The 25758-nt window shown below is 32.1% G+C and carries 27 protein-coding genes; 12 read left to right on the top strand and 15 right to left on the bottom strand.

The genetic code is table 11. The features are described from left to right. Positions 1-15: 15 nt before the first annotated feature. Together HA152_RS02500 and HA152_RS02495 are read left to right on the top strand one after the other, a co-directional pair. Positions 16-924 (top strand): 4-hydroxybenzoate polyprenyltransferase, encoded by a 909-nt coding sequence (locus HA152_RS02500; RefSeq protein ID WP_374939234.1) that lies wholly within the window; start codon positions 16-18, stop codon positions 922-924. A 9-nt stretch (positions 925-933) separates the two neighbouring features. Beyond that, positions 934-1803 carry an LD-carboxypeptidase gene (locus HA152_RS02495; RefSeq protein WP_209133189.1) on the top strand — a complete coding sequence of 290 codons (870 nt, stop codon included), beginning with the start codon at positions 934-936 and terminating at the stop codon, positions 1801-1803. Here HA152_RS02495 and ispD read toward each other — a convergent pair whose 3' ends face one another. Beyond that, a complete protein-coding gene (gene ispD / locus HA152_RS02490) occupies positions 1804-2475 on the bottom strand; it encodes a 2-C-methyl-D-erythritol 4-phosphate cytidylyltransferase (RefSeq protein ID WP_209133187.1) in 672 nt (223 codons plus the stop codon). It abuts the gene before it with no gap. 92 nt (positions 2476-2567) lie between these two features. Here ispD and fabG point away from each other — a divergent pair, with 92 nt between their 5' ends. Further along, positions 2568-3317, top strand: coding sequence for a 3-oxoacyl-[acyl-carrier-protein] reductase (gene fabG, locus HA152_RS02485; RefSeq protein WP_209133185.1), 750 nt, complete (start codon positions 2568-2570; stop codon positions 3315-3317). Here fabG and HA152_RS02480 read toward each other — a convergent pair whose 3' ends face one another. Then, entirely contained in the window at positions 3318-3497 is a 180-nt protein-coding gene (locus tag HA152_RS02480) for a hypothetical protein (protein WP_011862475.1), read from the bottom strand. Between the two features lie 131 nt (positions 3498-3628). Between HA152_RS02480 and groL the strand changes: the two genes are divergently transcribed. Next, a complete protein-coding gene (groL, locus tag HA152_RS02475) occupies positions 3629-5374 on the top strand; it encodes a chaperonin GroEL (RefSeq protein WP_209133183.1) in 1746 nt (581 codons plus the stop codon). A 4-nt stretch (positions 5375-5378) separates the two neighbouring features. On the opposite strand, the gene HA152_RS02470 is transcribed toward groL, so the two are convergent. The 5 genes from HA152_RS02470 to HA152_RS02450 are packed head-to-tail and all read right to left on the bottom strand — an operon-like array spanning position 5379 to position 9714. After that, positions 5379-5855 (bottom strand): glycoprotein, encoded by a 477-nt coding sequence (locus HA152_RS02470; protein WP_209133175.1) that lies wholly within the window; start codon positions 5853-5855, stop codon positions 5379-5381. A 7-nt stretch (positions 5856-5862) separates the two neighbouring features. Continuing rightward, positions 5863-6687, bottom strand: a complete 825-nt coding sequence (locus tag HA152_RS02465; RefSeq protein WP_002805246.1) for an ABC transporter permease — start codon at positions 6685-6687, stop codon at positions 5863-5865. A gap of 47 nt (positions 6688-6734) precedes the next feature. Then, complete coding sequence (locus tag HA152_RS02460; RefSeq protein WP_209133173.1) at positions 6735-7751, bottom strand: ABC transporter ATP-binding protein; 1017 nt, start codon at positions 7749-7751, stop codon at positions 6735-6737. 38 nt (positions 7752-7789) lie between these two features. After that, a complete protein-coding gene (locus HA152_RS02455) occupies positions 7790-8791 on the bottom strand; it encodes a heme o synthase (protein ID WP_209133171.1) in 1002 nt (333 codons plus the stop codon). Further along, positions 8791-9714 (bottom strand): COX15/CtaA family protein, encoded by a 924-nt coding sequence (locus tag HA152_RS02450; RefSeq protein WP_209133164.1) that lies wholly within the window; start codon positions 9712-9714, stop codon positions 8791-8793. The genes HA152_RS02455 and HA152_RS02450 overlap by 1 nt, the downstream gene beginning before the upstream one ends. A 263-nt stretch (positions 9715-9977) precedes the next feature. Between HA152_RS02450 and coxB the strand changes: the two genes are divergently transcribed. The 4 genes from coxB (at position 9978) to HA152_RS02430 (ending at position 13463) form a co-directional block, all read left to right on the top strand. Further along, entirely contained in the window at positions 9978-10781 is an 804-nt protein-coding gene (coxB, locus tag HA152_RS02445; protein ID WP_209133162.1) for a cytochrome c oxidase subunit II, read from the top strand. Continuing rightward, positions 10778-12403: a cytochrome c oxidase subunit I gene (gene ctaD / locus HA152_RS02440; RefSeq protein ID WP_209133159.1), complete on the top strand. Its 1626-nt coding sequence runs from the start codon at positions 10778-10780 to the stop codon at positions 12401-12403. The genes coxB and ctaD overlap by 4 nt, the downstream gene beginning before the upstream one ends. A 6-nt stretch (positions 12404-12409) precedes the next feature. After that, complete coding sequence (locus HA152_RS02435) at positions 12410-13012, top strand: cytochrome c oxidase subunit 3 (RefSeq protein ID WP_209133157.1); 603 nt, start codon at positions 12410-12412, stop codon at positions 13010-13012. Between the two features lie 97 nt (positions 13013-13109). Next, a complete protein-coding gene (locus HA152_RS02430) occupies positions 13110-13463 on the top strand; it encodes an AbrB family transcriptional regulator (protein ID WP_209133154.1) in 354 nt (117 codons plus the stop codon). Positions 13464-13473: 10 nt separating this feature from the next. Here HA152_RS02430 and HA152_RS02425 read toward each other — a convergent pair whose 3' ends face one another. Further along, positions 13474-14127 carry a riboflavin synthase gene (locus tag HA152_RS02425; protein ID WP_209112653.1) on the bottom strand — a complete coding sequence of 218 codons (654 nt, stop codon included), beginning with the start codon at positions 14125-14127 and terminating at the stop codon, positions 13474-13476. Between the two features lie 111 nt (positions 14128-14238). On the opposite strand from HA152_RS02425, the gene HA152_RS02420 reads away from it, so the two are divergent. After that, positions 14239-15381, top strand: a complete 1143-nt coding sequence (locus tag HA152_RS02420) for an aldo/keto reductase (protein ID WP_209133152.1) — start codon at positions 14239-14241, stop codon at positions 15379-15381. Here the strand turns inward: HA152_RS02420 and HA152_RS02415 are convergent. Genes HA152_RS02415 through topA form a run of 5 tightly spaced genes read right to left on the bottom strand, consistent with a single transcriptional unit; the run spans position 15370 to position 21313 of the window. After that, positions 15370-16368, bottom strand: coding sequence for a hypothetical protein (locus tag HA152_RS02415; RefSeq protein ID WP_209133150.1), 999 nt, complete (start codon positions 16366-16368; stop codon positions 15370-15372). The genes HA152_RS02420 and HA152_RS02415 overlap by 12 nt on opposite strands. Further along, complete coding sequence (gene cobT, locus HA152_RS02410) at positions 16369-17526, bottom strand: nicotinate mononucleotide-dependent phosphoribosyltransferase CobT (RefSeq protein ID WP_209133148.1); 1158 nt, start codon at positions 17524-17526, stop codon at positions 16369-16371. A gap of 10 nt (positions 17527-17536) precedes the next feature. Beyond that, positions 17537-18175, bottom strand: a complete 639-nt coding sequence (locus HA152_RS02405; RefSeq protein ID WP_209133146.1) for a DUF2232 domain-containing protein — start codon at positions 18173-18175, stop codon at positions 17537-17539. A 20-nt stretch (positions 18176-18195) separates the two neighbouring features. Beyond that, entirely contained in the window at positions 18196-18699 is a 504-nt protein-coding gene (locus HA152_RS02400) for a hypothetical protein (RefSeq protein WP_209133144.1), read from the bottom strand. Between the two features lie 7 nt (positions 18700-18706). Further along, the gene (gene topA / locus HA152_RS02395) at positions 18707-21313 is read right to left on the bottom strand and encodes a type I DNA topoisomerase (RefSeq protein ID WP_209133142.1); all 2607 of its coding nucleotides are present in this window, start codon (positions 21311-21313) and stop codon (positions 18707-18709) included. A 175-nt stretch (positions 21314-21488) separates the two neighbouring features. Here topA and HA152_RS02390 point away from each other — a divergent pair, with 175 nt between their 5' ends. Next, a complete protein-coding gene (locus tag HA152_RS02390; protein ID WP_209133140.1) occupies positions 21489-23009 on the top strand; it encodes an NAD(P)H-quinone oxidoreductase subunit N in 1521 nt (506 codons plus the stop codon). Positions 23010-23025: 16 nt separating this feature from the next. Next, positions 23026-23712 (top strand): ABC transporter ATP-binding protein, encoded by a 687-nt coding sequence (locus HA152_RS02385; protein WP_002807731.1) that lies wholly within the window; start codon positions 23026-23028, stop codon positions 23710-23712. A 2-nt stretch (positions 23713-23714) separates the two neighbouring features. Here the strand turns inward: HA152_RS02385 and HA152_RS02380 are convergent, their stop codons facing one another. Next, positions 23715-24464: a biotin--[acetyl-CoA-carboxylase] ligase gene (locus HA152_RS02380; protein WP_209133138.1), complete on the bottom strand. Its 750-nt coding sequence runs from the start codon at positions 24462-24464 to the stop codon at positions 23715-23717. Between the two features lie 75 nt (positions 24465-24539). Here HA152_RS02380 and HA152_RS02375 point away from each other — a divergent pair, with 75 nt between their 5' ends. Then, complete coding sequence (locus tag HA152_RS02375) at positions 24540-25025, top strand: DUF721 domain-containing protein (RefSeq protein WP_245211177.1); 486 nt, start codon at positions 24540-24542, stop codon at positions 25023-25025. Between the two features lie 5 nt (positions 25026-25030). Here the strand turns inward: HA152_RS02375 and ubiE are convergent, their stop codons facing one another. Next, positions 25031-25732 (bottom strand): bifunctional demethylmenaquinone methyltransferase/2-methoxy-6-polyprenyl-1,4-benzoquinol methylase UbiE, encoded by a 702-nt coding sequence (gene ubiE / locus HA152_RS02370; protein WP_209133136.1) that lies wholly within the window; start codon positions 25730-25732, stop codon positions 25031-25033. Positions 25733-25758: the final 26 nt, after the last annotated feature.

Raw genomic sequence — 25758 nt, 5'->3', positions numbered from 1 at the left:
AAATTATTTAAAGTTATGAAATATACAATAGGTCATATGCCAAATAAAAACCGACAAATTAAATTAAGTACTTTTTTTGAATTATTAAGGTGGAATAAACCGACTGGACGAATTATCTTACTTATTCCTGCTGGATGGAGTTTATATTTAACCCCAGATGCTAATCCAACATTTTTAATGTTGCTAAGAATAATTCTGGGAGGACTACTAGTAAGTGGATTAGGCTGCGTGGTTAATGATATTTGGGACAAAAAAATTGATCAAAGAGTTTTTAGAACAAAAGATAGACCTCTAGCTGCAAATAAAATCGGTCTTAAAACGGCTTATTCAATTCTTATCTTTTTAATTTTATGTAGCTTCTTTTTAACTTTGTCACTACCTCAACCTGGAAGAATACTTTCCATTTCACTTGCTTTTTTAGCTTTACCTATCATTTTAATTTATCCTTCTGCCAAAAGATGGTTTAAATATCCCCAATTAATCTTATCCATATGCTGGGGTTTTGCTGTCTTAATTCCCTGGGCCGCAAATGAAGGCAATTTAAATAGTATTGTTTTGTTGTTTTGCTGGCTAGCTACCATTTTTTGGACTTTTGGCTTTGACACGATTTATGCTCTAGCAGATAAAAAATATGATATCAAAATTGGAATAAATAGCTCCGCTGTTAACCTCCGCAGCAATACTAGAGTAACTATTCAAATTTGTTATTTTTTAACTTCTAGTTTTCTCGCATTATGCGGATTTATTAATCAAATGGATTTTATTTTTTGGCCAATTTGGCTTACAACGTCAATCTTAATGCAGAGAGATATACTAAAAGTATTTCCTGAGAAAAAGCAAACAATGAAAAATATAGGTAATCACTTCAAAAATCAATCAATTTATGGAGGAGTTCTTTTATTAGGAATTATCATTGCCTCATAAATTCTAAAGATGGTTTTTAGATTAAAAAAAGGTGATCTTATAGATATTTTAGCTCCAGGCTCCTTTATTGATGAAAACGAAAATTTTCAAAAAGGCATAGAAATCTTAAAAAACTGGGGCTTGGAAATTAATGAAAATAATTCTCTATCAAAAAAATTTGGTTATTTTGCAGGTGATGATCTAACTAGATTTGAAGAACTGGAAAAAGCACTAAATAGTAAGCTAATCATTTTTGCAAAAGGAGGCTGGGGTTCAGCAAGACTATTAGAAAAAGAACCTTCTTGGCAGCATGGTTTAATGCTTGGATTCTCAGATACATGTTCTTTATTACTATCAAAATATTCTCAAGGATTTACAGGTTCTATTCATGGGCCCATGGTTAATGGCCTTTTCAAAGAGCCGGAGTGGAGTCTTGAGAGATTAAGAAATTTACTTTTTGAGGGATATGTTGAAGATATAAGAGGAATCCCTTTAAGAGGTGGGATAGCTAAAGGAGAAATTATCGTTTCTAACTTAACTATTGCTACTTTTTTAATTGGTACTAATCACTTTCCAAATTGCAAAGGGAAAATAATAATTTTTGAAGATATTAATGAAGATATTTATAAAATTGATCGCATGTTGACTTACCTCAGAATGACTAAAACACTTACTGAAATTGCTGGCATTGGATTCGGAAGTTTTTCTAATGATTCCTGCGACCTTGAATGGAAAGATTTACTAAAAAACTGCATTATTGAAAGACTCCTAGAGTTTGATTTTCCTATTCTTTTTGACCTCCCAATAGGCCACATATCGGGAAATGCTTGCATTCCTTTAGGATACGAATCCACTTTAAATGGTTATGATGGCATTCTTAGTATCCATAAACCTTTTTAACTAAGGGTTCTTCACAAAAAGTTTTGCTATTTTCAAATCTATAGGGGATGTGATTTTTATATTTGAATAAGTTCCTTCAACAATCTTCACTTTCCAATTAAGCATTTCGAATAGTGAGGCATCATCTGTGACTTTCCAATTATTATCAATTGCCATCTTATGAGCTTTTTTTAATCTATCTACTAAAAAGCCCTGAGGAGTTTGCGCTGCCCATAAATAATTTCTATCTGGTGTTTCTTTAATAAAACCTTCATTATTAACAATCTTTATTGTGTCAGTTACCTTAGTAGCCAAAATTACAGCTTCATTGTCATCTAATTGTTTGGCACAAAGGTCTATCAATTCAGGATTAATTAGACATCTAGCACCATCATGTATTAAAACTTTTTCAGCATCTTTTGGTAGCGCTTTTAAACCATTAAAAACTGACTCTTGTCTAGTGTCACCACCATTAATCCAATGAACTTTATGAGCAAAATCTTTTGCTGAATTTAATAATAAATTTTTATCTTTCGGTTGCCCAATTATTCCAACCCAATTTGTTGAGCTTGCAGAAAATACAGATTTAAGTGTCCAAAAAATCAAAGACTCTCCCTCTAAATCAATAAGTAATTTATTTTTTCCAGCTTTCATTCTGCTACCGCTCCCTGCAGCTGGTATTAAAAAGTGCACAATAGAAGGTCTTAATAATTTCTAGACAATTATAAATAAAAGCAATATCTTTACACAAATAGTACTACGATTAAAAATTATAAAATTACATAATGTCCAATACAGATTCATTATCAGGCAAAGTTGCTTTAATCACTGGAGCTAGCAGAGGAATTGGTAAAGAAATTGCTTTGGAACTAAGCCGCTTAGGAGCAGAAGTTTTTATTAATTACTCTTCTTCTGATGAAAAAGCTGAAGAAGTTGTAAATTCAATAAAAAATTCGGGAGGTAAAGCTCATAAATTAAAATTTGATGTATCAAGAGAGGATTCTGTCAGTTCAGCTTTTGGAGAAATCATAAAAATTAATGGCTCCATTGATATTCTTATTAACAATGCAGGTATTACTAGAGATGGACTATTGATGAGAATGAAATCGGAACAATGGGATGATGTATTAAATACAAACTTAAAAGGGGTTTTTCTTTGTACAAAATATGCTTCAAAATTTATGATGAAAAAAAGAAGCGGTAGTATTGTAAATATTTCATCTGTTGTTGGAATAATTGGTAATCCCGGCCAAGCAAATTATTCTGCAGCCAAAGCTGGAGTTATTGGATTCACAAAATCTTGCGCTAAAGAATTTGCTTCAAGAGGTATAAACGTAAACGCAATAGCTCCTGGCTTTATAGAAACAGAAATGACTGGAAAACTTAATACTGAAGAGATACTTAAAGTTATCCCTTTAAGGAAATTAGGAAGTTGTACTCAAATTGCAAACTTAGTGTCATTCTTAGTTTCTAGTAATGCTGGGAGTTATATTACAGGGCAAACAATCAGTATTGACGGAGGTATGAGTATTTAATTATGTACTTTCATAAGGCTGGCCCAATTCATCTCTTAACCTTCTAATTTTTTGTAAAAGTTTAAGTCTTCGACTTCTAGCCGTTAATGTCAAGAAAAATCTTAAAGGAAAATATATCAGTGTCATAGCAATCGCCAGGATTGCGGTAAGAGTAAAAATAAGATTATTTGTTTCTTCCATAACTTAAAGATACTCTTATTTGAGTTAATGTGTATGTCTCATTTAAAGAAATTCGGCTTTCCCCACTTAATTAAATATCCCTTAAAAATGATTCTATGGGAGATTAGAATAAGACTAAAGATTGAGTAAACATGGCTAAACAATTAAGTTTTTCTAATGAATCAAGAGAAGCGCTAGAAAAAGGTGTAAATTTCGTAGCTAATGCGGTAAAGGTTACTATTGGCCCAAAAGCAAAAAACGTTGTAATAGAGAGAAAATTTGGTTCACCAGATATAGTTAGAGATGGGTCCACAGTTGCTAAAGAAATTGAGATTGAGAACCCTATTTCTAATTTGGGTGCGAAATTAATAGAACAAGTTGCATCCAAGACGAAAGAGAGTGCAGGAGATGGAACCACAACAGCCACCATTTTGACTCAGAAGATGGTTCAAGAGGGATTAAAAAATATTGCTTCTGGTGCCAGTCCTATGGAATTAAAAAAAGGTATGGAGATAGGCCTGGCTTTTGTTCTAGAAAAATTAAGTTCCAAAAGTATTTCATTAAGTGGTTCTGATATCCAAAAAGTTGCAACAGTTAGTGCTGGAGGTGATGAAGAAATTGGATCTATAATTTCGAAGGCAATGGATATTGTTACTTCAGATGGCGTAATAACTGTCGAAGAATCTCAATCACTAGATACAGAATTAGATATAACTGAAGGAATGTCTTTTGATAGAGGCTATAGTTCTCCATATTTCGTAACAGACCAAGAAAGACAAGTTTGTGAACTTGAAAATCCTAAAATATTAATAACTGATCAAAAAATTTCAACTTTAATTGATCTGGTTCCAATACTTGAAGAAATTCAGAAGTCAGGCTCCCCTTTGCTAATAATTGCTGAAGATATTGAAGGAGAGGCTTTAACCACCTTGGTTTTGAATAAGAATAGTGGAGTGTTAAACGTAGCTTCTGTAAGGGCTCCGTTATTTGGCGAGAGAAGAAAAGCTGCCCTTGAAGATATTGCTATTCTTACTGGAGCTAAGTTAATTAGTGAAGATAAATCGATGACACTTGATAAAGTATCGATTAAAGATTTAGGCAAAGCAAAAAAAATAACTATCACGAAGGAAAAAACTACAATAGTTGCCTTCGAAGACACTAAAGATTTGGTTAAAGCGCGAGTAGAAAAATTAAAGAGAGAAGTTGACATAACAGACTCAGAGTATGATCAGGACAAAATTAATGAAAGGATCGCAAAACTAGCTGGAGGGGTAGCACTTATCAAAGTTGGAGCTGCAACAGAAACAGAGATGAAGTACAAAAAGTTAAGAATTGAAGATTCCCTTAATGCTACGAAAGCTGCTATTGAAGAGGGTGTAGTTTCTGGAGGTGGACAAACTTTAATTGAAATATCAGATGACCTTTTAAATTTAAGTCAAACATCTTCCGATGATTTAAGAACAGGGATAAATATAGTAAAAGAAGCCCTTTTGGAACCTACTAAACAAATAGCAAAAAATGCTGGTTTTAATGGTGATGTAGTTGTTGCTGAAATTAAAAGACTTAACAAAGGCTTCAATGTTAATTCAGGAAAATATGAGGATTTAAAAGATTCAGGAATATTAGATCCAACCAAAGTAATAAGATTAGCTCTTCAAGATTCAGTATCTATTGCAGCTATGCTCCTGACAACAGAAGTTGCAATGGCTGACATTCCAGAGCCTGAAGCCGCAGCCCCAGGAGGGCCAGGTGGAGATCCAATGGGTGGCATGGGAGGTATGGGTATGCCAGGAATGGGCGGCATGGGTATGCCAGGAATGGGAGGCATGGGTATGCCAGGAATGGGAGGCATGGGTATGCCAGGAATGGGCGGCATGGGTATGCCAGGTATGATGTAAATAGCTAACTAGCTTTTTTATCTTTATTAATCCATTTTCTTAAATTTTTAATATTAGGTAGTGGTAATTTTGGGGTTTTAATATATTGATTTATTTGATTAGAATCTTGTTTAGCATTAAAGACTTGATTATTGTTAGAAATTTTTAAGTAATTTGGTTCACAATTTGTTTCTTCTAAATTTTCTAAAGTCTTAAAAGATTCAAGCCTAATTTGTTCTTGATTTTCTTCTTCATGATTTTCATCAATTAAAGTTATTTGTTCTTGATTTTCTTCTTCATGATTTTCATCAATTAAAGTTATTTGTTCTTGATTTTCTTCTTCATGATTTTCCTTTTTTACTGGAGTATGGATTAATAAATCATTTAAAGAATCAATCCCAAATCTATGGACCCACTTAAGAACAACATTTTCTTTAAGCAAAAAATTATTTTCTGAAGAGGCTTTTTTAAAAACTTCTATTAGATGATTTTTTAAAAGCATAAATTTATTAATTTAACTTTCTATTTAACAGAGGCCTTATAATGATCAAGGAAAAAACTGTTAAAGAAAATAAAATTGATATACAACTCTTACAAGTTAAATCACCATATGGGGCATGTAAAGCCACTAATTCTAAATTCATAGTTTCTGTATAAGCAGTCCTAATAGGTTCAATCGCAAAAGTTAATGGATTTAATGAAGCTAACCACCCAAGCCAATTTGGCATAAAAGAAATTGGAGCCAAAGCAGTACTTGCAAAAAGAAGAGGTAAATTTATCACAAATATAAGAGCTATTAATTCAATATGCCCGGGCAAAACAAAAGCTAAACATAAACTTATTGATGTCACAAAAAGAACTAATAGGATTAGTGTTGTAAAAACAATTCCTAAACCATATAAGTTGGGCCATCCATAACCCAAAATGTATGAAACAACCATTATTACAATACTCTGAACAAAGCTAAGGATTGTTATGTAAAAAAAAGAAGATAAAACTATGGATAATCTACTGGTTAAAGGAGCCACAAGTAATCTATTAAGAAATCCAAACTCTCTATCAAACATTAAAGGAAGACCAGAATTTAGGGCTCCGCTAAAAGCAGTAAAAACAATAAGTCCTGCTCCTAAAAAATTCCCATAAGAATCAACTCCTGGCAAAAAACCTTCAGGTGCTTTAGAGAATAATGCCCCAAATAAAAAAAGCCAAATTATAGGTTGTAATATTCCAGCTAAAAGAGTTGATGGTCTTCTTTTTAATTGAATAAATAATCTTTTTGTTAAGGCAAATGTTTCTTGATATAAAAAAAATAAATTATATTGTTGTAATTCCATAATTAGTAGTAATTAATTTTCATTATAGTTAGTTAAGAAGGGGTTTTTTATCGCATTGATTGCTTTGATTCTTTTTTAAAGTCTCTTTTGCCTGCCATAGAAATTTCGGCATCCAATAATGTTTTCCCAGTTGCCTGAAGATATACATCATCTAAGCTTGGCTGACTTTGGGTAAGAGAAAAAATTTCAAACTTTGAGAATGCCAATTCCACTTTGAGCTTCGTAAGTAAATCTTTTTCCTTATCTGCTACAAAATTTATCGAGAAACCTTGAGCTTCATTTATGATAATCTGACTAATTCCATCTATTGCAGATAAAATTTGGCATATATTTTTTGCTTCTTCCTGATTACTAAATTCTCTTACTTTCAAAGTTACTCTATCTCCTCCTAATTTATTTTTCAGTTCTGCAGGAGTCCCCTGTGCTATAACCCTTCCATCATCAATTATCACTAATTTGTCTGCCAATTTATCTATTTCATCAAGATAGTGACTGCTTAAAATAATAGTCATTCCATTATTTCTCAAATCTTTCAAAAGTTGCCATATGATATTTCTACTTTCAATATCTAAACCAACTGTAGGTTCATCCAATATTAATACTTGGGGCAAATGTAAAAGTCCAGCTGCAAGATCTATTCTTCTTTTCATTCCCCCTGAATAAGTCCCGCACTTACGATCAATCCAATCATTCATTTCTAATTGATCTATTAATTTATTAATCCTTTCAAATTTTTTGTTTTTGTTGATGTGATATAAATCTGATTGAAAATCCAAAAGCTCTCGTCCAGTTAATATTTTATCAAGTGCAATGTCCTGGGCAACATAACCAATTAATTCTCTAATTTTCCTTGAATTTTTTATCAGATTAATATTACTTATTAAAACTTCTCCACTATCAGGCTCTATTAAAGTAGCTAGTATTTTTATAAGTGTTGATTTGCCAGCACCATTTGGACCTAGTATTCCGAATAATGTTCCAGATTCAATTTCCATCGATAAATTTTTTAAAGCCTTGATTTCTGAATAAGATTTTGAGAGCCCTTTAACTTTTATATAATTCATCAAACTTACTATTTCTTAAAAAACATTTTACATCTAAGTTAATTACTAAGCAGTGATAGTGTAGATAAAAATATTTGCATAGATTGCTGCTCAAATTCTACGGATAGTTGGGTTCTAGAAATTAATAACAAAAGACAAATACCAAACATATAGAGAATAGACCACCTAAAAAGAGACTTTGCTCTTGAAAGATCATCAGGAGACTTCTTTAATTCATTTATTAATTGCAAAAGTCTTCCATTAAATGGCAATAGCATAATTCCGTATAAGAGACCCCCTTCAGGTAAAGCAAAAACTCCCATAATACTCATTAAGACTGTTGCCCATCCGTAACGAGAAATCGCTTTAGCAGTAAAAACAGATCCTTTAACAGAAGGAAGCATAGGAATACCAACAGATGAGTAATCATCCTTCAACAAAATTGCAAGTGCCCAAAAATGAGCTGGGGTCCATAACATTACTAAACCAAACAACCACCAACCACTAAGTCCTACATGCCCTGTAGCAGCAGATGCGCCAACTAAAGGTGGTATCGCACCAGCAACTCCTCCGAAAACAATGTTTTTTGTTGTACGAGGTTTCAAAATAACTGTATATAAAATTACGTAGCTAAATAAACCAAGAAGGGTTAAACCCGCAGCCAAATAATTTACACCACTTACTAAAAGCATCGAAGCTGCCAAAGTACATGATACGGCAGCTAAAAATACAGTCTCAGATGACAACTTTCCTGCTGGCAAGGCTCTTTTACTAGTTCTTGTCATCCTCTTATCTAATTCCATTTCCCACAAACAATTAAGAGCTCCTGCTGCTGCTGCTGCCAAAGCGCCTCCTCCTAAAGTACAGATAAGTTTCGGTGAAGACAAAGGCCATTCTTCTGTTAAAGCCATTCCTCCCAAAGTTGTTGCCAATAAAAGTGGGATTAATCTAGGTTTTGCTACTTCAAGCCAAGGGGGCAAAGTTAATCTTTTTCTGGAAGGTACAACTTCATCCCTAGCTGGAGATTTATAGTTCAAGTTTTCTATGTTACTACTGTTCATCAATTGATACCAACCATTTGAGAATTTAGGGAGTGGGTTAGAGCTTTTTTGGCAAAAGGATTTCTAAAAATTAATGTTGTTAATATCGCAATAAACAAAGAGGCGTTAAGTTGATGACCGATAATAAAAATAGGTTCATTCAAATTTGTTTTAAGGCTTAAAACACCCAAAGCAATTTGAGAAAACAAGAGGAAAATAAGTGCTGAGAGATATTTCCAATTTTCATTAAGCAAACTTCTCTTATAAATTGCAGTAGCAATAATAAATAGAATTGAAAAAGCAATTGGAAAAGCAAATAATTTATGTGAATTTAGAATTAGACATTGTTTATTAAAAGATAAGCAAATATGTGCTGACCAGGTTGATGAAAGCCTCACTCCAATAAAAGATTGAATTAGAGTAAGTAAAAGAGGAACAAACAATAATAATCTCCACCATATTGATGGTTCTTCTATGTCGTCATTTTCTAAATTTTGATTTATTGAAATTGTTGTTATGAGAAGTAGAAAAGCTATTAAAAGATGGCCAGTAACAATATATGAATCAAGAAGGTTTATTACTGTTAATGCTCCAAAAGATCCTTGAACAATAACGAGAAAAAGTAATAATGAATAAGTTTTAGGTAACCAATTTGGAATTTCATTTTTCCAAAGAATTGAAAGGGCAAATTTAAAAAGAATTAATATTCCAACCAAAAAAGCATCTAGACGATGAAACCACTCTAGAAATACTCTTAGGTTCATATGATTAAAAGGCAAAAAAGATCCATAACACAATGGCCAATCTGGACAGGCAAGTCCCGCCTCCATGACTCTCGTAGCACCTCCAATAACGATTAGTGCGATGATTGCGAGTACACTATGACTGCCCAACCTTTTAAAAATTGTCAGATATTTTGATTTATATAATTGGTTATTAATCAAATGGATAAAACCTATTATTTTGCATAATAAATTAGATTCAAAAACCAAACATTAATTAAAAATTAATATCTTTAATTTAAAAAATAATTTACTAATTTAATCTTTTTTCCCTGACAATTAACTCTAAAAAGTTATTAATAATACGCCTTTTATTTCATAAATCTTAAGAAGTTGTGAATTTAAATGTTTTTCTTTTAACAAAGGATGCAGGATTAAAAAAATTGAATATCTTGAGGTTATAAGTACAAATTTTTAGAGATCAATTGTTAAATAAAAACATTTATTTAATACTAATTATTTCCCTCGTTTTTTCTGTATCTTTTTGGATTGGTTTTAATGTAAACCTGCTCCCAGCTGAAGCAAGTATTAATGCACCAATTTACGATGAACTTTTTAAAATTCTTTTCATAATTGGATTAATTATTTTTATAGGAATGACAATAGCAGTTATTTATAGCCTATTTAAGTTTAGGAAAAGAAATGATCAGATAGGCGATGGTATAGCTTTAGAGGGGAATTTAAGCTTAGAAATTGTATGGACAATTATCCCTTCAATAATTGTTTTATTAATAGGTTTATATAGCTACAACATCTACGATCGTATGGGAGGGATGAAAGAACTAAATCATAATCACGAAATGATGAGTTCTAACACTGAAAAAATATGGGCTGGAATAAGTCAAACTTCTGATAATGAAATAGCAATAAATAATTTATCGATTGAAGTTTCAGCTATGCAATTTGCGTTTCTATTTAATTATCCCAAGGGCAATTTCATATCAGGAGAACTACACGTTCCTGTTGATCAAAAAGTATCAATGAAAATGGAATCCAAAGATGTCATTCATGCTTTTTGGGTGCCAGAGTTCAGAATTAAACAAGATATTATTCCTGGACAACCGACTATTCTAAATTTCACTCCTACAAAAGTAGGAAAATATCCGATAATTTGCGCAGAATTATGTGGCCCATATCATGGAGGAATGAGAGCCTCCATAATTGTTGAAGAAGAATCTGATTACAACGAATGGTTTAACAAAAATAAAAAACCAGAGGTAAATTTATGACAATATCAATTGATCCACAAAAAACTAATAATGAAAGTCTTCAACCTAAAGGCTGGCTTAGATACTTTAGTTTTAGCCTTGATCATAAAGTAATTGGGATACAATACTTGGTTTGTGGTTTTCTCTTCTATTTAATAGGTGGAACCTTAGCGAGCGCTATAAGAATTGAACTAGCCAGTCCAATGTCTGACTTCATGCCAAGAGATGTTTATAACCAAGTTTTAACTTTACACGGAACAATAATGATATTCCTTTGGATAGTGCCAGTAGTTAACGGTGCTTTTGGAAATTATTTAATTCCATTTTATGTAGGCGCGAGAGATATGGCATTCCCAAGATTAAATGCCGTAGCTTTTTGGTTAATTCCTCCTTCAGGTTTGATGTTGGTAGCAAGCTATTTTGTTGAGGGTGCTGCTCAGGCTGGATGGACGGCTTATCCACCTTTAAGCATAACCACGCCTCAATCTGGACAAATTATTTGGATTATGAGCGTTCTATTACTTGGAGGCAGTTCTATATTTGGTGGAATAAACTTTATAGCGACCATTATCAAATTAAGAAGGCCAGGATTAAAACTCATGCGATTGCCAATGTATTGTTGGGCAATGCTTGGAACAAGTCTATTAGTTGTTTTGTCAACTCCTGTTTTAGCAGGCACTTTAATTCTACTTAGCTTCGATATCATCGCTAATACGGGGTTTTTCAATCCTGTTTTAGGTGGCAATGTCGTAGTTTATCAGCATTTATTTTGGTTTTATTCTCATCCAGCTGTATACATTATGGTCCTTCCCGCTTTTGGTTTAGTTAGTGAAATACTTCCTGTACATGCTAGAAAACCACTTTTTGGATATACAACAATGGTTTTTTCAATAATGGGGATAGTAGTTTTAGGTTTAGTTGTTTGGGCGCATCACATGTTTACAAGTGGAACGCCCCCTTGGATGAGATTGTTCTTTACAATTGCCACAGCATTTATTGCTGTTCCAACAGGTATAAAATTTTTTAATTGGGTTGCAACATTATGGGGAGGTAAAATTTCCATCAATAGTGCAATGTTATTCTCTTGTGGATTTATTATAAATTTCGTTTTTGGAGGTATTACAGGAGTTGCTTTGGCACAGGTACCTTTCGATATTCACGTACATGATACCTACTTCGTTGTAGCCCATTTTCATTACATAGTTTATGGAGGGACTGTTTTTATTATTTTCTCTTCAATTTATCATTGGTTCCCAAAAGTAACTGGAAAAATGCTCAATGAAAAATTAGGAATTTTACATTTTGCCATTACCTTTATTGGATTTAACTTGTGCTTTGCTCCTCAACATTGGCTTGGTTTAAATGGAATGCCAAGAAGAGTTGCAGAATATGATCCTCAATTCCAGTTCGTTAATCAAATTAGTAGCCTTGGGGCTCTATTGATGGCTATAAGTACAATTCCTTTTTTAATTAATGTATTCCTTAGTGTAAGAAATGGAAAAGATGCTGGAGATAACCCTTGGAATGCTCTTACACCTGAATGGTTAACATCTTCTCCACCTCCAGTTGAAAATTGGGAAGGAGAAGCTCCATTAGTTGAAGAACCTTATGGTTATGGTAAAGAAATTTCTGAACGAAAATAAAAACATATGACAACTCTAGATAGCTCAAAAGAAATTCAAAAAAATAATTCTGAAGTTAACGAAACACATGAAGACTTCAGAATGTTTGGTCTTATAACTTTTCTAATTGCGGACGGAATGACTTTTGCTGGTTTCTTTGCTGCCTATTTAACTTATAAAGCAGTAAATCCATTACCTGATGGTGCTATTTATGAATTAGAACTACCAATACCTACATTCAATACAATTTTGTTACTTGTTAGTAGTGCAACTTTCCATAAAGCAGGCAAAGCACTTTTAAAAGATAAAAACTCTGAATCCCAAAAATGGTTATTTTTTACTGCTTTTCTTGGAATTATATTTTTAATATGTCAATTATTTGAATATTTTCATTTACCTTTTGGATTAACCGATAATTTATTTGCAAGTACTTTTTATGCTCTTACTGGTTTTCATGGATTACATGTCACTTTAGGCACTTTAATGATTTTAATTATTACTTGGCAATCTAGAATCAAGGGCGGAAGATTAACTAGTCAAAATATGTTCCCTTTGGAAGCTGTTGAGTTGTACTGGCATTTTGTAGATGGAATATGGGTTATTTTATTTATTATTTTGTATCTTTTATAAAAAACTAAATTTTAAAAATTAAATATATTTTTTATTAATTTATATTGCCACAGTTCTCCTTTTTAGTAAGAATATATAATTAGAAATTTGTCAGATAATGCTAGAAGGACAAGAACTTCTTGAAAAAGCAAAATTATTAAGTAAAAAATCTGAAGATGAGATAGCAAGAGGTTGTGGGTACGTAGGTCCTAGTGGAAGAATCTTAAGAAAAAGTTTTTATAGGGCACTTATTGAAGCTAAGGGTTACAAAATAGGAAATGGTCGTCAGGGGAAAAATGGTAATAGAGCTTCAAGAGGCAGGCAGACAGAGTTCAGAACTAAAGTTCATGGCAATGGGAACCTATTAATTGGTCATGCCTACACCAAAAAATTAGGTCTAGAACCTGGTCAGGAATTTAAAATAGATCTTAAAAAAGAATCAAAAACAATTTATCTGATTCCATTAAATTAAGAAATATATTTTACCAACCGTTTTCTTTAAGCCACTCGGAAGAAATATTATTTGAAGATAAATCTTGATTACTATTTTTATTAAATAAAAGTAATTTCTCAACATATTTAATTAGTGCATCTGCCTCAAGGTTTACGCTGTCACCGATATTTAATTTATTCAGATTTGTGTTATGCCAAGTATGAGGAATTATCGCAATAGTAAATATTTCTCCTTCCTGCTCATATTTTGCAATCGTAAGACTTATACCATTTACACAAATACTCCCTTTATTAACAACATATTTTGAAAAATTATTATTTTTCCACTTTATTGATAAGAGCCAAGATTTCTCTAATTTTTCTATGTTCTCAACTGTTCCAAGGCCATCTACATGTCCGCTGACTATATGCCCTCCTAGACGGTCAGACACCCTAAGAGCGGGCTCCAAATTAACAATTTGATTCAAGTTCGACTTTACTCCTAAAGTTGTTTTTTTTAATGTCTCCTCACTAACATCAACAGTAAATTTATTTTGAAAAATCTCTTTAACTGTTAAACAAATTCCATCAACAGCTATGCTGTCACCGATTGCCATATCAAATAAATTATCTAGAATTTCAATTTCTAATATATTTTTTTCTTGTCTTAGTTTTCCAACTGATTGAATTATTCCTGTAAACATAGATTTAAGAAAAATATTTTGCAAAATTTTGTATTTACTTTAATTTACTTTAAATGATTTTCAACTATAAATAAATTAAAGAGTAAATAAAAAGAAATTGATCATATTTAGATGATTATTAATTCACAAAAAAGATCATTTGGTAGAGGGGCCAAAGTGAGCTTATTCACTTTAGGAACAATGCGAGCAACTGAAAGTCTCGAAAAAATGTATAGCATAATAAAAAATGCATATTATGTAGGAATTAACCACATAGAAACAGCACCTTCTTATGGTGATGCTGAATCACTTATTGGAAATTCAATAAAAAAATTAGCAATAGAAGAGAATATAAAAGAAAAAAATTGGGTGATTACTTCCAAAGTTTTACCAAAGGGTGATTTTGACTTTTTAAAAAATAATTTTAAAAAGTCTCTTAAAAATTTAAATCGCGAGAAAATTAATAATCTTGCAATTCACGGACTCAACTTAAAACAACATCTAGATTGGGTTCTTGTTGGAGAGGGTAAAAAATTCATATCTTGGATACTTGAGAAGGAGCTAGTTGATCAAGTTGGTTTTAGTTCTCACGGAAGTTATTCACTAATTAAAGATGCAATTAACTCTGAAGTTTTTACTTTTTGTAGTCTTCATTTACATTATTTAGATCAATCTAAGATTGCTTTAGCAGAGGAAGCTATAAAAAAAGGTATGGGAGTTTTAGCAATATCACCTGCTGATAAAGGCGGTAGATTGTATTCTCCAAGTGATATTTTGATAGAGGCTTCCAAGCCTTTTCATCCATTAGAATTAGCGTATCGATTTCTGCTGGCAAAAGGCATTACAACTTTATCCTTGGGGGCTTCAAACAAAAAAGATTTTGAATTTGCGCATAAACTTAGAAACTCATTCGAGAATCTTACAAAACTTGAAAAAAGTGCCCTGAACAAAATTGAGGAAGTTTCTAATGAAAGATTAAACTCAACCAAATGTGAACAATGTAGATCTTGTCTTCCATGTCCAAATGAAGTGCCTATTCCAGAAATACTTCGTTTAAGAAATATATCTATTGGTTATGGCCAATTAGAATTTTCCAAAGAAAGATACAATTTAATTGGAAAAGCTGGCCACTGGTGGGAAGAAAAAAATTCCTCATTTTGTCAAGAATGTAATGAATGTGTTCCTAAATGTCCTAGTAAATTAGATATACCAAATTTATTAAAGGAAACTCATAACTTATTAATTGAAAATCCTTCAAAAAGATTATGGGGATAAGGACTCATTCCAGATATTTTTAAGATTAATTTTTTGTTCATTTGTTAAGAGAGGAAAAGACCAACTATTTTCCCAACATTTCTCAGAAGGTCCTGAGATGGGTAGCATTTCAGATTTATATTTACTTTGTAAATAATCACTATTGAATGGAAGATACCAACCCTGGCTTACTAATTTATCTACTATTGATTTATTTTCTAAAGATTTAATCCATTTAATTAATATTGCATTATTTAAATTTGATCGACTAAGTAGAAAATGCCACATCAAAGGTACGCCTTGGCTTGGGAAAACTAAAGAAAGCCTTGGATCTATTTTTAAATATTTTGAACAAAGACTATAAGGAACTATTGCGACAATAGCATCAGAATTAATCAACCAATTGAGCATATTTTTATCATCAAATAACATCGCTTGGCTTTTAAGTTTTTTTAAAGAATTAAATGAATTAATTTTTTGAGCAATTGACAATATTATTCTGGGACTTTGTGGAAAAATAATTTTCCCAGTTAATTCTTTAGAAAGAAGAAAATCCCAAGATGTTTTGGCTGAATTTATTAATTTTTTATTATTTTTAATGATAATTGTATAGGGTACTACGCCAATAGGAAATAATTTACTCCTCTGATTTTGATTAAAACTTCCCAAAAAATCTATCGATCTCTTATCTAAATTTTCGAAAAGTGCATATTCATTAACTTTTTCAAATTCTGAAAAATCTATACTAGAAATCCATCCATCATTTATTAAAGTAAAGTCAGAATTAAAAATTGTGTTTCTATTTTTTTGTAGCCGAACATTTTCAAAATTAATTTTTTCCTGCTTCCAATCTTTTGGAATCGTGTCTTTAAAAGATTCTGGATAAAAAGAATTTTGTAATGCAATTTTTACTTTATTAGGTAGATTACTGCAAGAGTTTAAGAAAAATAAAAGCGAAAGCGTACCGCAATTTAAAAATTCTCTTCTAGTTGCAAATTTTGAAAACATTCAGCAATCCTTATCTAAAGAAATTTGACCTAGACCCTTCATCATTTCCAGATTTAGTTGACACAATGAAACTATTTCTTCATTTTTAAATCCATCTAAGAAAGCAAGCAATGAAATTCCACCAGCACCTACACCTTCTTTTACATGACCTAATTCATAATCTCTCAATTCTTTGTATTTTGAAGATTTGAAATTTAAAGGACTGGCTAAACCTAGTAATTTTACATCATATTTTTCATTAATTAGATTTACTAAATCATTTAGAGAATTATCTTTCACAAGCCACCCAGTTGTCGCAATAAAAACATCTTCAATAAATTCATCTTTATTTTTTTCATCTAAAAATTCTAATACAAGCAAAATTACCGCTAACATCTGACTTCCTCCAGACAATATTACAGGTTGTTTTGCTAACCTGGCACCAATTAATAGACCCATTGAGAAAGCTTGGAAAGGATCACCTACCGCCGCGACAACATCAAAAGAGTCGAAATCAGCCTTGAAATTTGCATTGAAAAGTCCTCTTTTAACTACTTGTCTTCTTAGTTCTCTTGGAGCTTTAAACAAACTACTCCCAACTAAATTAGATACCTGCAAACCAAAAGCTTCCATTACTGCCTGAGCAGTTGTGGTGCCCCCCGGTACAGATTCAGAAATTAAAACTGGTTGTTTTAAGGATTTTCCTATCGCAAGACCTTTTTCATAGAGATTTAAAACTCTCTCTTTAGTCATCGATTTACCAGTAGTAAGACAATTTGATGGGCCCAAATTTCTATCTTCTACAACCAAATGATTAAAATAAGGTTTTGTTCCTATTCCGAGAGGAACAATAACTGGATAAATATTTATAAGCTTTGAACAAACATGACTGATTAGGGCCGGAGTTACTCCTGCATTGAGAAGAGGCAATTTATATTTATGATCTTTTGAAGCACCCTCAAGCAAAAATTCGGCATCTGCCAGCGCAGTTTTTCTCCTTGATTTTGCATTAATACCTGCTGCGGAAATTCCTGGGATTTGAGATGTATTAGTGCCAGCAATTATAAGAAATATTTTTAAATTTTTAATATTCTTTTTCAGTATTTCTATCTTATTAAGTTGTCTTTTTTTATTGGTTTCATTACCAAAAAAATTTATCCCTAATTCTTTACTGTACATTCTTACTTTTTTAATTATTAAAATCAACTAAGCCATTTAATAATCTTGGAGGATCTGGGATAGTTAATTTAAATCTAGGAAAAAGAGAATAGGCAACCACATGTACAGTTAAAACATAAACTATTTCTTGAAAAATTATTAATAAAATTGCACCTAATTGTATACTCAAAATTGAGGGATATAAAGGTAAATTAAATAATCCAATGAACTTTTCTATTAGACCGTAACTCGCTCTAGTAATTAACACCCAAAGATTATCTCCAACCAACGTAGATAATGCTATTACTCTTAGTAAGAAGCCAAGGGTTCCAATAACAACTCCTCCAGTTAAACTAAGCTCCCAACTCTTTTCTTTAAACCAACACCAACCTAACCAAAAAGCCAAGATCCCATAAGGAAATAAAAATAAAGTTCCTCTAACAGGACCCATAATTATTAATAAAAGTAGAAATTGTATTAAAAGTCCTTCCAATGCAATTTTAGTTCCTCTTCTCAAGTGCAACAAGATGATTGGCAGGGGTAAGATCAACCTTAATAAAGCTCCCCCAATTGGCAGATAATATAATGCAACCCATAATAAAGACGAAAGAGATGCTAAATAAGAGGTCTCGACAATATTTAATGCTTCAGTTTTTGTTGTTATTTTCATTTTTTGTTGAATATTTTTAATTAATTTTTATTCATACTTTTATTTTTTGAATCTAAGATACGTTCAATCTTTTCTATTTCAAAATTTACCTCAGAATTACTCAATATGGAACTTAACTCTTCCGTGGGATCTTTTGGATCTACATCTTTTAAAATGAATATTATTTTGTAAGATTGAAGCTCAATTTTTCTTTTTTTTGAAAGATTTTTAATTTTTTTATTTTTTTTATCATTAAATTTTTTGTTTTCTTTTTCTAAATTTATATCGTTTTTATTTTCTGGAAAATTTTTTGGCTTTTCTACTTTCTTAATTTTTTTATTTTTTTTATCATCAAATTTTTTGTTTTCTTTTTCTAAATTTATATCATTTTTATTTAATAAGTTATTTTGTAAATCTTTATTTTTGCTTGTTTTTTCTAAATCATTAAAACTACTTTCAAGAAAATTTCCAATCCTACCTCCAGAGCATGATTGCAAGAAAATTAAAAAAATTAATAAAAAAAATTCTTTTTTTTTTAAAATCATATTTTTTCTAACCTTTCTTTTTCCTTGTAGTTTTTTTATTACTAATCTTTGTTTTTTTTAAAATTGCCCCTTTTTTATCTTTTAGTTTTTCTTCTAAAAGAGAAACTGCGTCATCTATGGTAATTTTTTCTATGTCAGTATCTTTGGCAAGCGAAACATTAGTTTTGCCACATTTTAAATAGACGCCATATCTTCCATTTAATATTTGAATTTTTTCTTTAAATTCTTTCGGTTTTCCAAAGTCTTTAAGTACCTCTTGACCACCTCTACCCATTTTTGGCATCGCAAGAATTTCTAATGCTCGTTCTATATCAACGGTAAAAACATCATCCTCTTTCTTTAAGGATCTGTTTTCAGATTCATTTTCATTTTTAATCCATTTGATATACGGGCCAAATCTTCCTCTATCAGCCTCAACAACTCCTCCTTCAGGATGAGCTCCTAACAATCTAGGCAAACTTAATAGTACAAGAGCCTCATCTAGAGTTAGATCATCAGTTTTCAACTCTTTGGGTAATGAAGCTCTTCTTGGTTTAGCTCTATCTTGATCATTATTTCCCAACTGTACGTAAGGTCCATAAGGGCCAAATCTTAAAAAGACTTTTTCCCCAGTTTTTGGATCAGTTCCAAGATCTGATGGGCCACTTAAAATTTGATCAACTTGCTTTATATCTAAATCTCCAGGAGTAATATCCATTGGAAGATTACCTTTAGCCTGAATTTCGTTACCAGATTCATCAATTTTTGTACCTTCAAGCCATGGTCCATTAGAGCCTATTCTGACTACGCAAGGAAGGTCTTCGAAATCAACTTGTCTATAAGCCTTGCCATCAATATCACCCTCTGTTTTCTGAACTTTTACCTCAAGACCATTTTTACCTTTATAGAAAGTCTCAAGGTAAGGAAGCCATTCAAGATTACCTGAAGATATTTCATCCAATGAAGATTCCATTTTTGCAGTAAAAGTAGTATCAACCAAATCAGGGAAATGTTCTTCTAATAGTGCAGTAACAGCAAAAGCTGTAAACGTTGGAGCCAAAGTATTGGAAGATATATTTGCATAACCTCTATCCACAATTGTCCCAATAATGCTTGCATAGGTAGATGGTCTTCCAATCCCTTCTTTTTCAAGAACTTTAACTAATGCAGCCTCTGTATATCTTGCTGGCGGTTTAGTTTCATGAAAAGTAGATTCCTTATTAGCAACTTCAAGACGTATTCCGGCAGTCAAGTTGGGGAGAATAATTTCCTGTTGTTCAAGGGATGAACTTGGGTCATCACTTCCCTCGACATAAGCTCTGAAGAATCCTGGGAAATCAATACTTTTCCCACTCGATTTAAATAATCCATCCCCCACACTAATTTCAGCATTAATCATTGTTAGCCTAGCTTCCGCCATTTGACTAGCTACAGTTCTTTTCCAAATTAAATCGTAAAGAGATAAGTCTCTTCCAGTTAAAGTTGTTTCCTTTGGTGTTTTAAATACCTCACCTGCAGGCCTAATTGCTTCGTGTGCTTCTTGAGCATTCCTTGCAGTTGAATTAAATTGTCTTGGTGATTTAGATAAATATTCTTTTCCATACATAGAGCTGACACATTCTCTAGCAGCTTTTGTAGCTTGTTCGGAAAGATGGACCGAATCAGTCCTCATATATGTTATGAAACCTCTCTCATATAGGCCTTGGGCACATCTCATTGTTTCTCTTGCAGACAAACGAAGCTTCCTGTTTGCTTCTTGTTGCAATGTACTAGTTGTAAATGGAGGAACTGGCTTACGAGTAGATGGCTTTTTTTCGATTTTTGAGACTAACCAATCCCCAGAGGAAAAAATCTTCAATAGGTCACTTACTTTTTCTTCTCCAAGAATTAGAGATTTATTTCCTTGTTTTAATTTACCAGTCTGTTCATCGAAATCGGAACCATTAGAAATTCTTTGACCATTTAAACTAAATAATTTAGTTTCGAAAGTAACATTATCTTTTACTAGGGAAGCTTTAATCCCCCAGTAACTAGCTTTTTTAAAGGATCTTCTCTCTCTCTCTCTCCTAACAAGAAGTCTTACAGAAACTGATTGAACACGACCAGCAGATAATCGGGGGGCTACTTTCTTCCAAAGTAAAGGAGATAATTCATATCCAAAAAGCCTGTCCAAGATTCTTCTTGTTTCTTGAGCCTGAACAAGTTCCATATCAATTTCTCTTGTTTGGTCTAAAGCTTTATTAATTGCCTTTTTCGTAATTTCATGAAAAACCATTCTTTTAGTTGGTATTTTAGGCTTAAGTATTTGTAGGAGATGCCAGCTAATACTCTCTCCCTCTCTATCTTCATCAGTTGCCAGTAATAGCTGGGTCGCACCTTTCAATGCATCTTTTAACTCTTTAACAACCTTTTTCTTATCTTTTGGAACTATATAAAGTGGTTCAAAATCTTCTGTTGTATTAACTCCTATCCTTGACCATTTTTCCTTTTTAACCGCAGCAGGTATTTCAGCAGCTCCTTTTGGAAGATCTCTTACGTGTCCCATTGAAGCGAGAACTTCAAAATTAGAGGGCAAAAACTTTCTTATGGTTTTTGCTTTGGTGGGACTTTCAACAATAACAAGTGTGTGATCCAAGGTTTATTTCAAAAATTGGTGTTTTTGTTCAGTTAGGGCATATTATGATTATTTGAAGCTTTTTCAAGTAATTTATTCTTAAAATTTCAAAAATCATACCCACAAATTATAATCAAGTTAAGATTAACTCTTAGACTCTTACAATCAAACATCTAATTTAATCCAATTTAATAAAGTGCCCAACGAAATCTTTACAATTAATCTAAATGCTCAAGCCATTATTCCAGAGGCTTTTATTTTATTAGGTATTGTTGGAACACTTCTTGTAGATTTAGCTGGAGAAAAAACTGCATCAAAATGGGCACCAATAATTTGCTATTTATCAATTGGCAGCTCTATTGTAAGTTTGGCATTGCAATGGAGCAATCCGGTAGAAAGCGCATTCCTTGGGTCCTTTAATTCAGATAATTTAGCAATCGCATTTAGAGCAATAATTTCTTTATCAACCTTAGTATCTTTACTTATAAGTTGGCGGTATACAGAACAAAGTGGTAGCCCAATTGGAGAGTTTGCCGCGATAGTTCTATCGGCCACTCTTGGAGCAATGCTTTTGTGTGGATCTACTGACCTTATTAGTGTATTTATATCTCTGGAAACTTTATCTGTAGCAAGTTACTTACTTTCTGGTTACCTCAAGAGAGATCCAAGAAGTTCAGAAGCGGCCTTAAAATACCTCCTTGTTGGATCAGCTGCTGCTGCTGTCTATTTGTATGGATCCTCTTTTCTTTATGGATTAAGTGGCTCAACAAACTTAGCAACAATAGGTTTAGAGATTATCAATAAGCCGTCCTTCATTACTTCACTAGCGCTTGTATTTGTCTTATCAACAGTTGCATTTAAAATTGCTGCTGTTCCCTTTCATCAATGGACTCCTGATGTATATGAGGGTTCACCTACACCTGTCGTAGCTTTTTTATCTGTTGGTTCAAAAACAGCGGGCTTTGCATTTGCGATAAGAATATTAAGCACAACTTTCTCTTCTTTTGACGAAGAATGGAAACTTTTATTTACCATTTTGGCCATATTAAGCATGGCTCTAGGAAATGTTGTAGCTCTAGCTCAAACATCCATGAAAAGGATGCTAGCTTACAGTTCTATTGGACAAGCCGGATTTGTAATGATTGGAATAGTATCTGGCACACAAGATGGTTTATCAGCAGCTGTTTTATATTTGGCTGCATATTTGTTTATGAATTTGGGTGCATTTTCTTGTGTAATACTTTTCTCTCTAAGAACTGGCTCTGACAGAATTCTTGATTACTCAGGACTTTACCAAAAAGATCCTCTCATTACATTAGGCTTAAGCCTTTGTCTTTTATCTCTTGGAGGTTTACCTCCAATGTTAGGATTTTTTGGGAAGATATACTTGTTCTTTGCAGGTTGGGCAAATCATCAATATCTATTAGTTATAGTTGGATTAGTAACTTCAGTTATATCTATTTATTACTACATTTCAGTAATAAAAATGATGGTAGTTAAAGAACCAATGGAAGCTTCTGAAATAGTCAAGTCATATCCTGAAATTAATTGGGGAATTGTAGGATTACCTCCCTTGAGAATTGCACTTTATACTTGTGTCGCAGTAACTGCTCTTGGAGGAATCCTGTCTAATCCTCTTTTTAAATTAGCTAATACAGCAGTTTCAGAAACTCCTTTCTTAAAAGATATTATTGCTACAGCAAACAATATTTCCTAGAAGCATTCTTTAATAAATGTCCAAGAAAGTCGCGAGTTTAGAAAATATATCTAAAACATATGGGAAAGAAGATCTAACTGTTAAAGCCTTAGACAGCATAAACTTAGAAATTTATAAAGGTGATTATTTAGCTGTAATGGGAGCTAGTGGCTCAGGCAAAAGTACAGCAATGAATATTATTGGATGTCTAGATAGACCATCAGAAGGTATTTATAAATTAAATGGAATTCCTGTTGAGAATTTATCTGATGATGAGCTCGCGGAAATACGTAACCAAAAATTAGGCTTCGTTTTTCAACAATTTCATCTTCTTTCAGACGCAACTGCTCTTGAAAATGTAACTTTGCCGATGATTTATGCTGGTATTGATCCTGAACAAAGATTAGAGCGAGGTAAGAATGCCTTAAAAAAAGTAGGCCTTTCAGAAAGAATGAATAATCGTCCAAACCAATTATCCGGAGGTCAACAACAACGAGTTGCTATTGCGAGGGCTATCATAAATAACCCTGCAATTTTGTTAGCAGACGAACCTACTGGAGCACTAGATTCAAAAACCACTGAAGATGTATTAGATCTTTTTGACAAGCTGCATGAATCTGGAATAACTATAGTTTTAGTTACCCATGAAGATGAAGTTGCAAATCGCGCAAAAAAAATAGCCAAATTTAAGGATGGAAGAATAGTTGAATTAAAAGTTAATTAAATTCAAAACCTTCTAATTACCTTCAGTTGAGTTTCATTTTCAATTCTTAAATTCCCATTGGAATCAATATCTTTAATTTTCCATGTATGAGGACAATAACCACTAGGTAAAAAACTTTTAGTAAGAAACTTATTTGCAGATTTAATCACATATTCTTTCTTCTTATTAGATTCAATTGAATCATAAAAAGCCTTAAGAACTTTCGCTGTCCAATAATGTTGATTAATATTCTTGGTTTGAAGTACTTTTGATAATGAAATACCTTCCGATGGAGTGTAATTTAAAAGATTCATGCCAAGTCCTACTCTTACATAGATAATTTCTTTGCCCCTTGTTATCACCCTTGGTAAAAATCCAATCAACTTTTTTGAACCAAAAAAAATATCATTTGGCCATTTCAAACAAACATTTATATTCTCTTGTCTAAGCATTTCACATAACTTAATACCTAAAGACAAATTAAATATTTGACATGCAAATTCTTTTGAAAATATTGGGTAAGCTGCACTTAACCAAATCCCGCCTTTTGGAGAAACCCAAGTTTTTGAGTTTTGGCCAACCCCTGAGAACTGTTCTCTTGCGATTATCGCTACTGGCTGATTTTTCTTTATTTCAGAATATCCAAGCAAGTTTGTTAGCTCATTTTCGGTACTTTTACATTTTATTTTGTAAAGAAGTCTCCATGTTGGATATTGACCCTGGATTTTTTTTAAGTAAAAAACTGTCTTAGATGCAGATCCAATAACTTTCACAAATTCTTTATTAAAACAACGAGCATCTTTTTGAAGATTAGATTAACTTTAGTCTTAATAAGCAAATTTTACAAATTGGACAAAAATTATTTGCCAATAGTGAATAGAAGGAATCCACATCCATTAAAAAATTGTCTTGATAATTTCAAAAAATCATGGGGAGATTTAGATAAACTTTCTCAAATAAACGAAAACTGGAAGAACCTAATCGGTTTGGAACTATTTCAAGAATGCAAACCATTAAATATTGAAAAAAAAATACTTACTATTGCAGTAAATCATCCACAGTGGCGCCAAGCTTTAATCTATAACAAGCATAAATTAAAAGAGAGAATCGAGAAAATTGGAATAACTTTGAATGAAATAAAAATAATACAAAATTATGAAATTAAAAATAAAAATATCAAAGCTACTAATGCAAAGATAGTTTGGGCAAAGCATCCAAGCAGAATCCATCAAAATAATATGTGCATTTGTACTCTCTGTAATTCCCCTACTCCTAAGGGCGAAATCAAGCGATGGGGAAAGTGTTCTTTTTGTTGGAGAAAAATAAATAACTAAATTCTTTATTTAGTTAAAATTAGAATTCCCATTTGCCCGCCCAAAATAGTCCTATATTGAGCTTTTTTAAATCCAACTTCCTTAGCAATGTTTATAAGCTCATTTTTCTTTGGAAAATTTCTAATACTTTTTTCAATATATGCGTACTCTGGACCTAAATTAAAAAGCTGCGAAATGGTTACTACAATAAATCTCAAATAAATTTTCTGAAAAATATTAGATAAAGAACTTTTTGTTGAGTGATTAAAATCTAAAAATCCTGCTCTTCCTTTATCCTTCAAAAGATAAAAAACTTTTTTTAATCCTTCTTCAACATTATTCAAGTTTCTTAGTCCATATGACATGCAAATCCCATCAAAATTTTTTGAATAATCATTAATTTCTAATACATCTTGAATTTCCCACTTTATAAATTTATTTTTTTTTAATTCTGATTTTTTCTTAGCAATATTTAAGATATCTTCTGCACTGTCAATTCCAGTAATTGAGCCCATTGGACTAACTTTCTCAGAAATTAAGAATGCTAAATCTCCAGTTCCACAGCACAAATCAGCCCAATCTTCACCATTTAAAGGTTCCAATAGATTAACTAATTTCCTTTTCCATAATTTGTGTAGCCCAAAACTTAATAAATTATTTAAAAAGTCATATTTATAAGAAATTTTATTAAATATATTTTTGACTTCGATAGTTTTTGTAAATTTCATTTTTAAATTTTAACCTTATTTCTTTT

Origin of the sequence: Prochlorococcus marinus XMU1412 (genome assembly GCF_017696315.1) — a bacterium.
Lineage (GTDB): Bacteria > Cyanobacteriota > Cyanobacteriia > PCC-6307 > Cyanobiaceae > Prochlorococcus_A > Prochlorococcus_A marinus_AF.
Note: the sequence above shows the minus strand (reverse complement) of the source record. Positions and strands in the feature narration are given on the sequence as shown.

What these genes read in the sequence shown, in the direction of transcription:
- HA152_RS02500 (WP_374939234.1), top strand. Translation starts at nt 16, where the DNA reads ATGAAATATACAATAGGTCATATGCCAAATAAAAACCGACAAATTAAA.
- HA152_RS02495 (WP_209133189.1), top strand. Translation starts at nt 934, where the DNA reads ATGGTTTTTAGATTAAAAAAAGGTGATCTTATAGATATTTTAGCTCCA.
- fabG (WP_209133185.1), top strand. Translation starts at nt 2,568, where the DNA reads ATGTCCAATACAGATTCATTATCAGGCAAAGTTGCTTTAATCACTGGA.
- HA152_RS02480 (WP_011862475.1), bottom strand. Translation starts at nt 3,497, where the DNA reads ATGGAAGAAACAAATAATCTTATTTTTACTCTTACCGCAATCCTGGCG.
- groL (WP_209133183.1), top strand. Translation starts at nt 3,629, where the DNA reads ATGGCTAAACAATTAAGTTTTTCTAATGAATCAAGAGAAGCGCTAGAA.
- HA152_RS02470 (WP_209133175.1), bottom strand. Translation starts at nt 5,855, where the DNA reads ATGCTTTTAAAAAATCATCTAATAGAAGTTTTTAAAAAAGCCTCTTCA.
- HA152_RS02465 (WP_002805246.1), bottom strand. Translation starts at nt 6,687, where the DNA reads ATGGAATTACAACAATATAATTTATTTTTTTTATATCAAGAAACATTT.
- HA152_RS02460 (WP_209133173.1), bottom strand. Translation starts at nt 7,751, where the DNA reads ATGAATTATATAAAAGTTAAAGGGCTCTCAAAATCTTATTCAGAAATC.
- HA152_RS02455 (WP_209133171.1), bottom strand. Translation starts at nt 8,791, where the DNA reads ATGAACAGTAGTAACATAGAAAACTTGAACTATAAATCTCCAGCTAGG.
- ctaD (WP_209133159.1), top strand. Translation starts at nt 10,778, where the DNA reads ATGACAATATCAATTGATCCACAAAAAACTAATAATGAAAGTCTTCAA.
- HA152_RS02435 (WP_209133157.1), top strand. Translation starts at nt 12,410, where the DNA reads ATGACAACTCTAGATAGCTCAAAAGAAATTCAAAAAAATAATTCTGAA.
- HA152_RS02430 (WP_209133154.1), top strand. Translation starts at nt 13,110, where the DNA reads ATGCTAGAAGGACAAGAACTTCTTGAAAAAGCAAAATTATTAAGTAAA.
- HA152_RS02425 (WP_209112653.1), bottom strand. Translation starts at nt 14,127, where the DNA reads ATGTTTACAGGAATAATTCAATCAGTTGGAAAACTAAGACAAGAAAAA.
- HA152_RS02420 (WP_209133152.1), top strand. Translation starts at nt 14,239, where the DNA reads ATGATTATTAATTCACAAAAAAGATCATTTGGTAGAGGGGCCAAAGTG.
- HA152_RS02415 (WP_209133150.1), bottom strand. Translation starts at nt 16,368, where the DNA reads ATGTTTTCAAAATTTGCAACTAGAAGAGAATTTTTAAATTGCGGTACG.
- cobT (WP_209133148.1), bottom strand. Translation starts at nt 17,526, where the DNA reads ATGTACAGTAAAGAATTAGGGATAAATTTTTTTGGTAATGAAACCAAT.
- HA152_RS02405 (WP_209133146.1), bottom strand. Translation starts at nt 18,175, where the DNA reads ATGAAAATAACAACAAAAACTGAAGCATTAAATATTGTCGAGACCTCT.
- HA152_RS02400 (WP_209133144.1), bottom strand. Translation starts at nt 18,699, where the DNA reads ATGATTTTAAAAAAAAAAGAATTTTTTTTATTAATTTTTTTAATTTTC.
- HA152_RS02385 (WP_002807731.1), top strand. Translation starts at nt 23,026, where the DNA reads ATGTCCAAGAAAGTCGCGAGTTTAGAAAATATATCTAAAACATATGGG.
- ubiE (WP_209133136.1), bottom strand. Translation starts at nt 25,732, where the DNA reads ATGAAATTTACAAAAACTATCGAAGTCAAAAATATATTTAATAAAATT.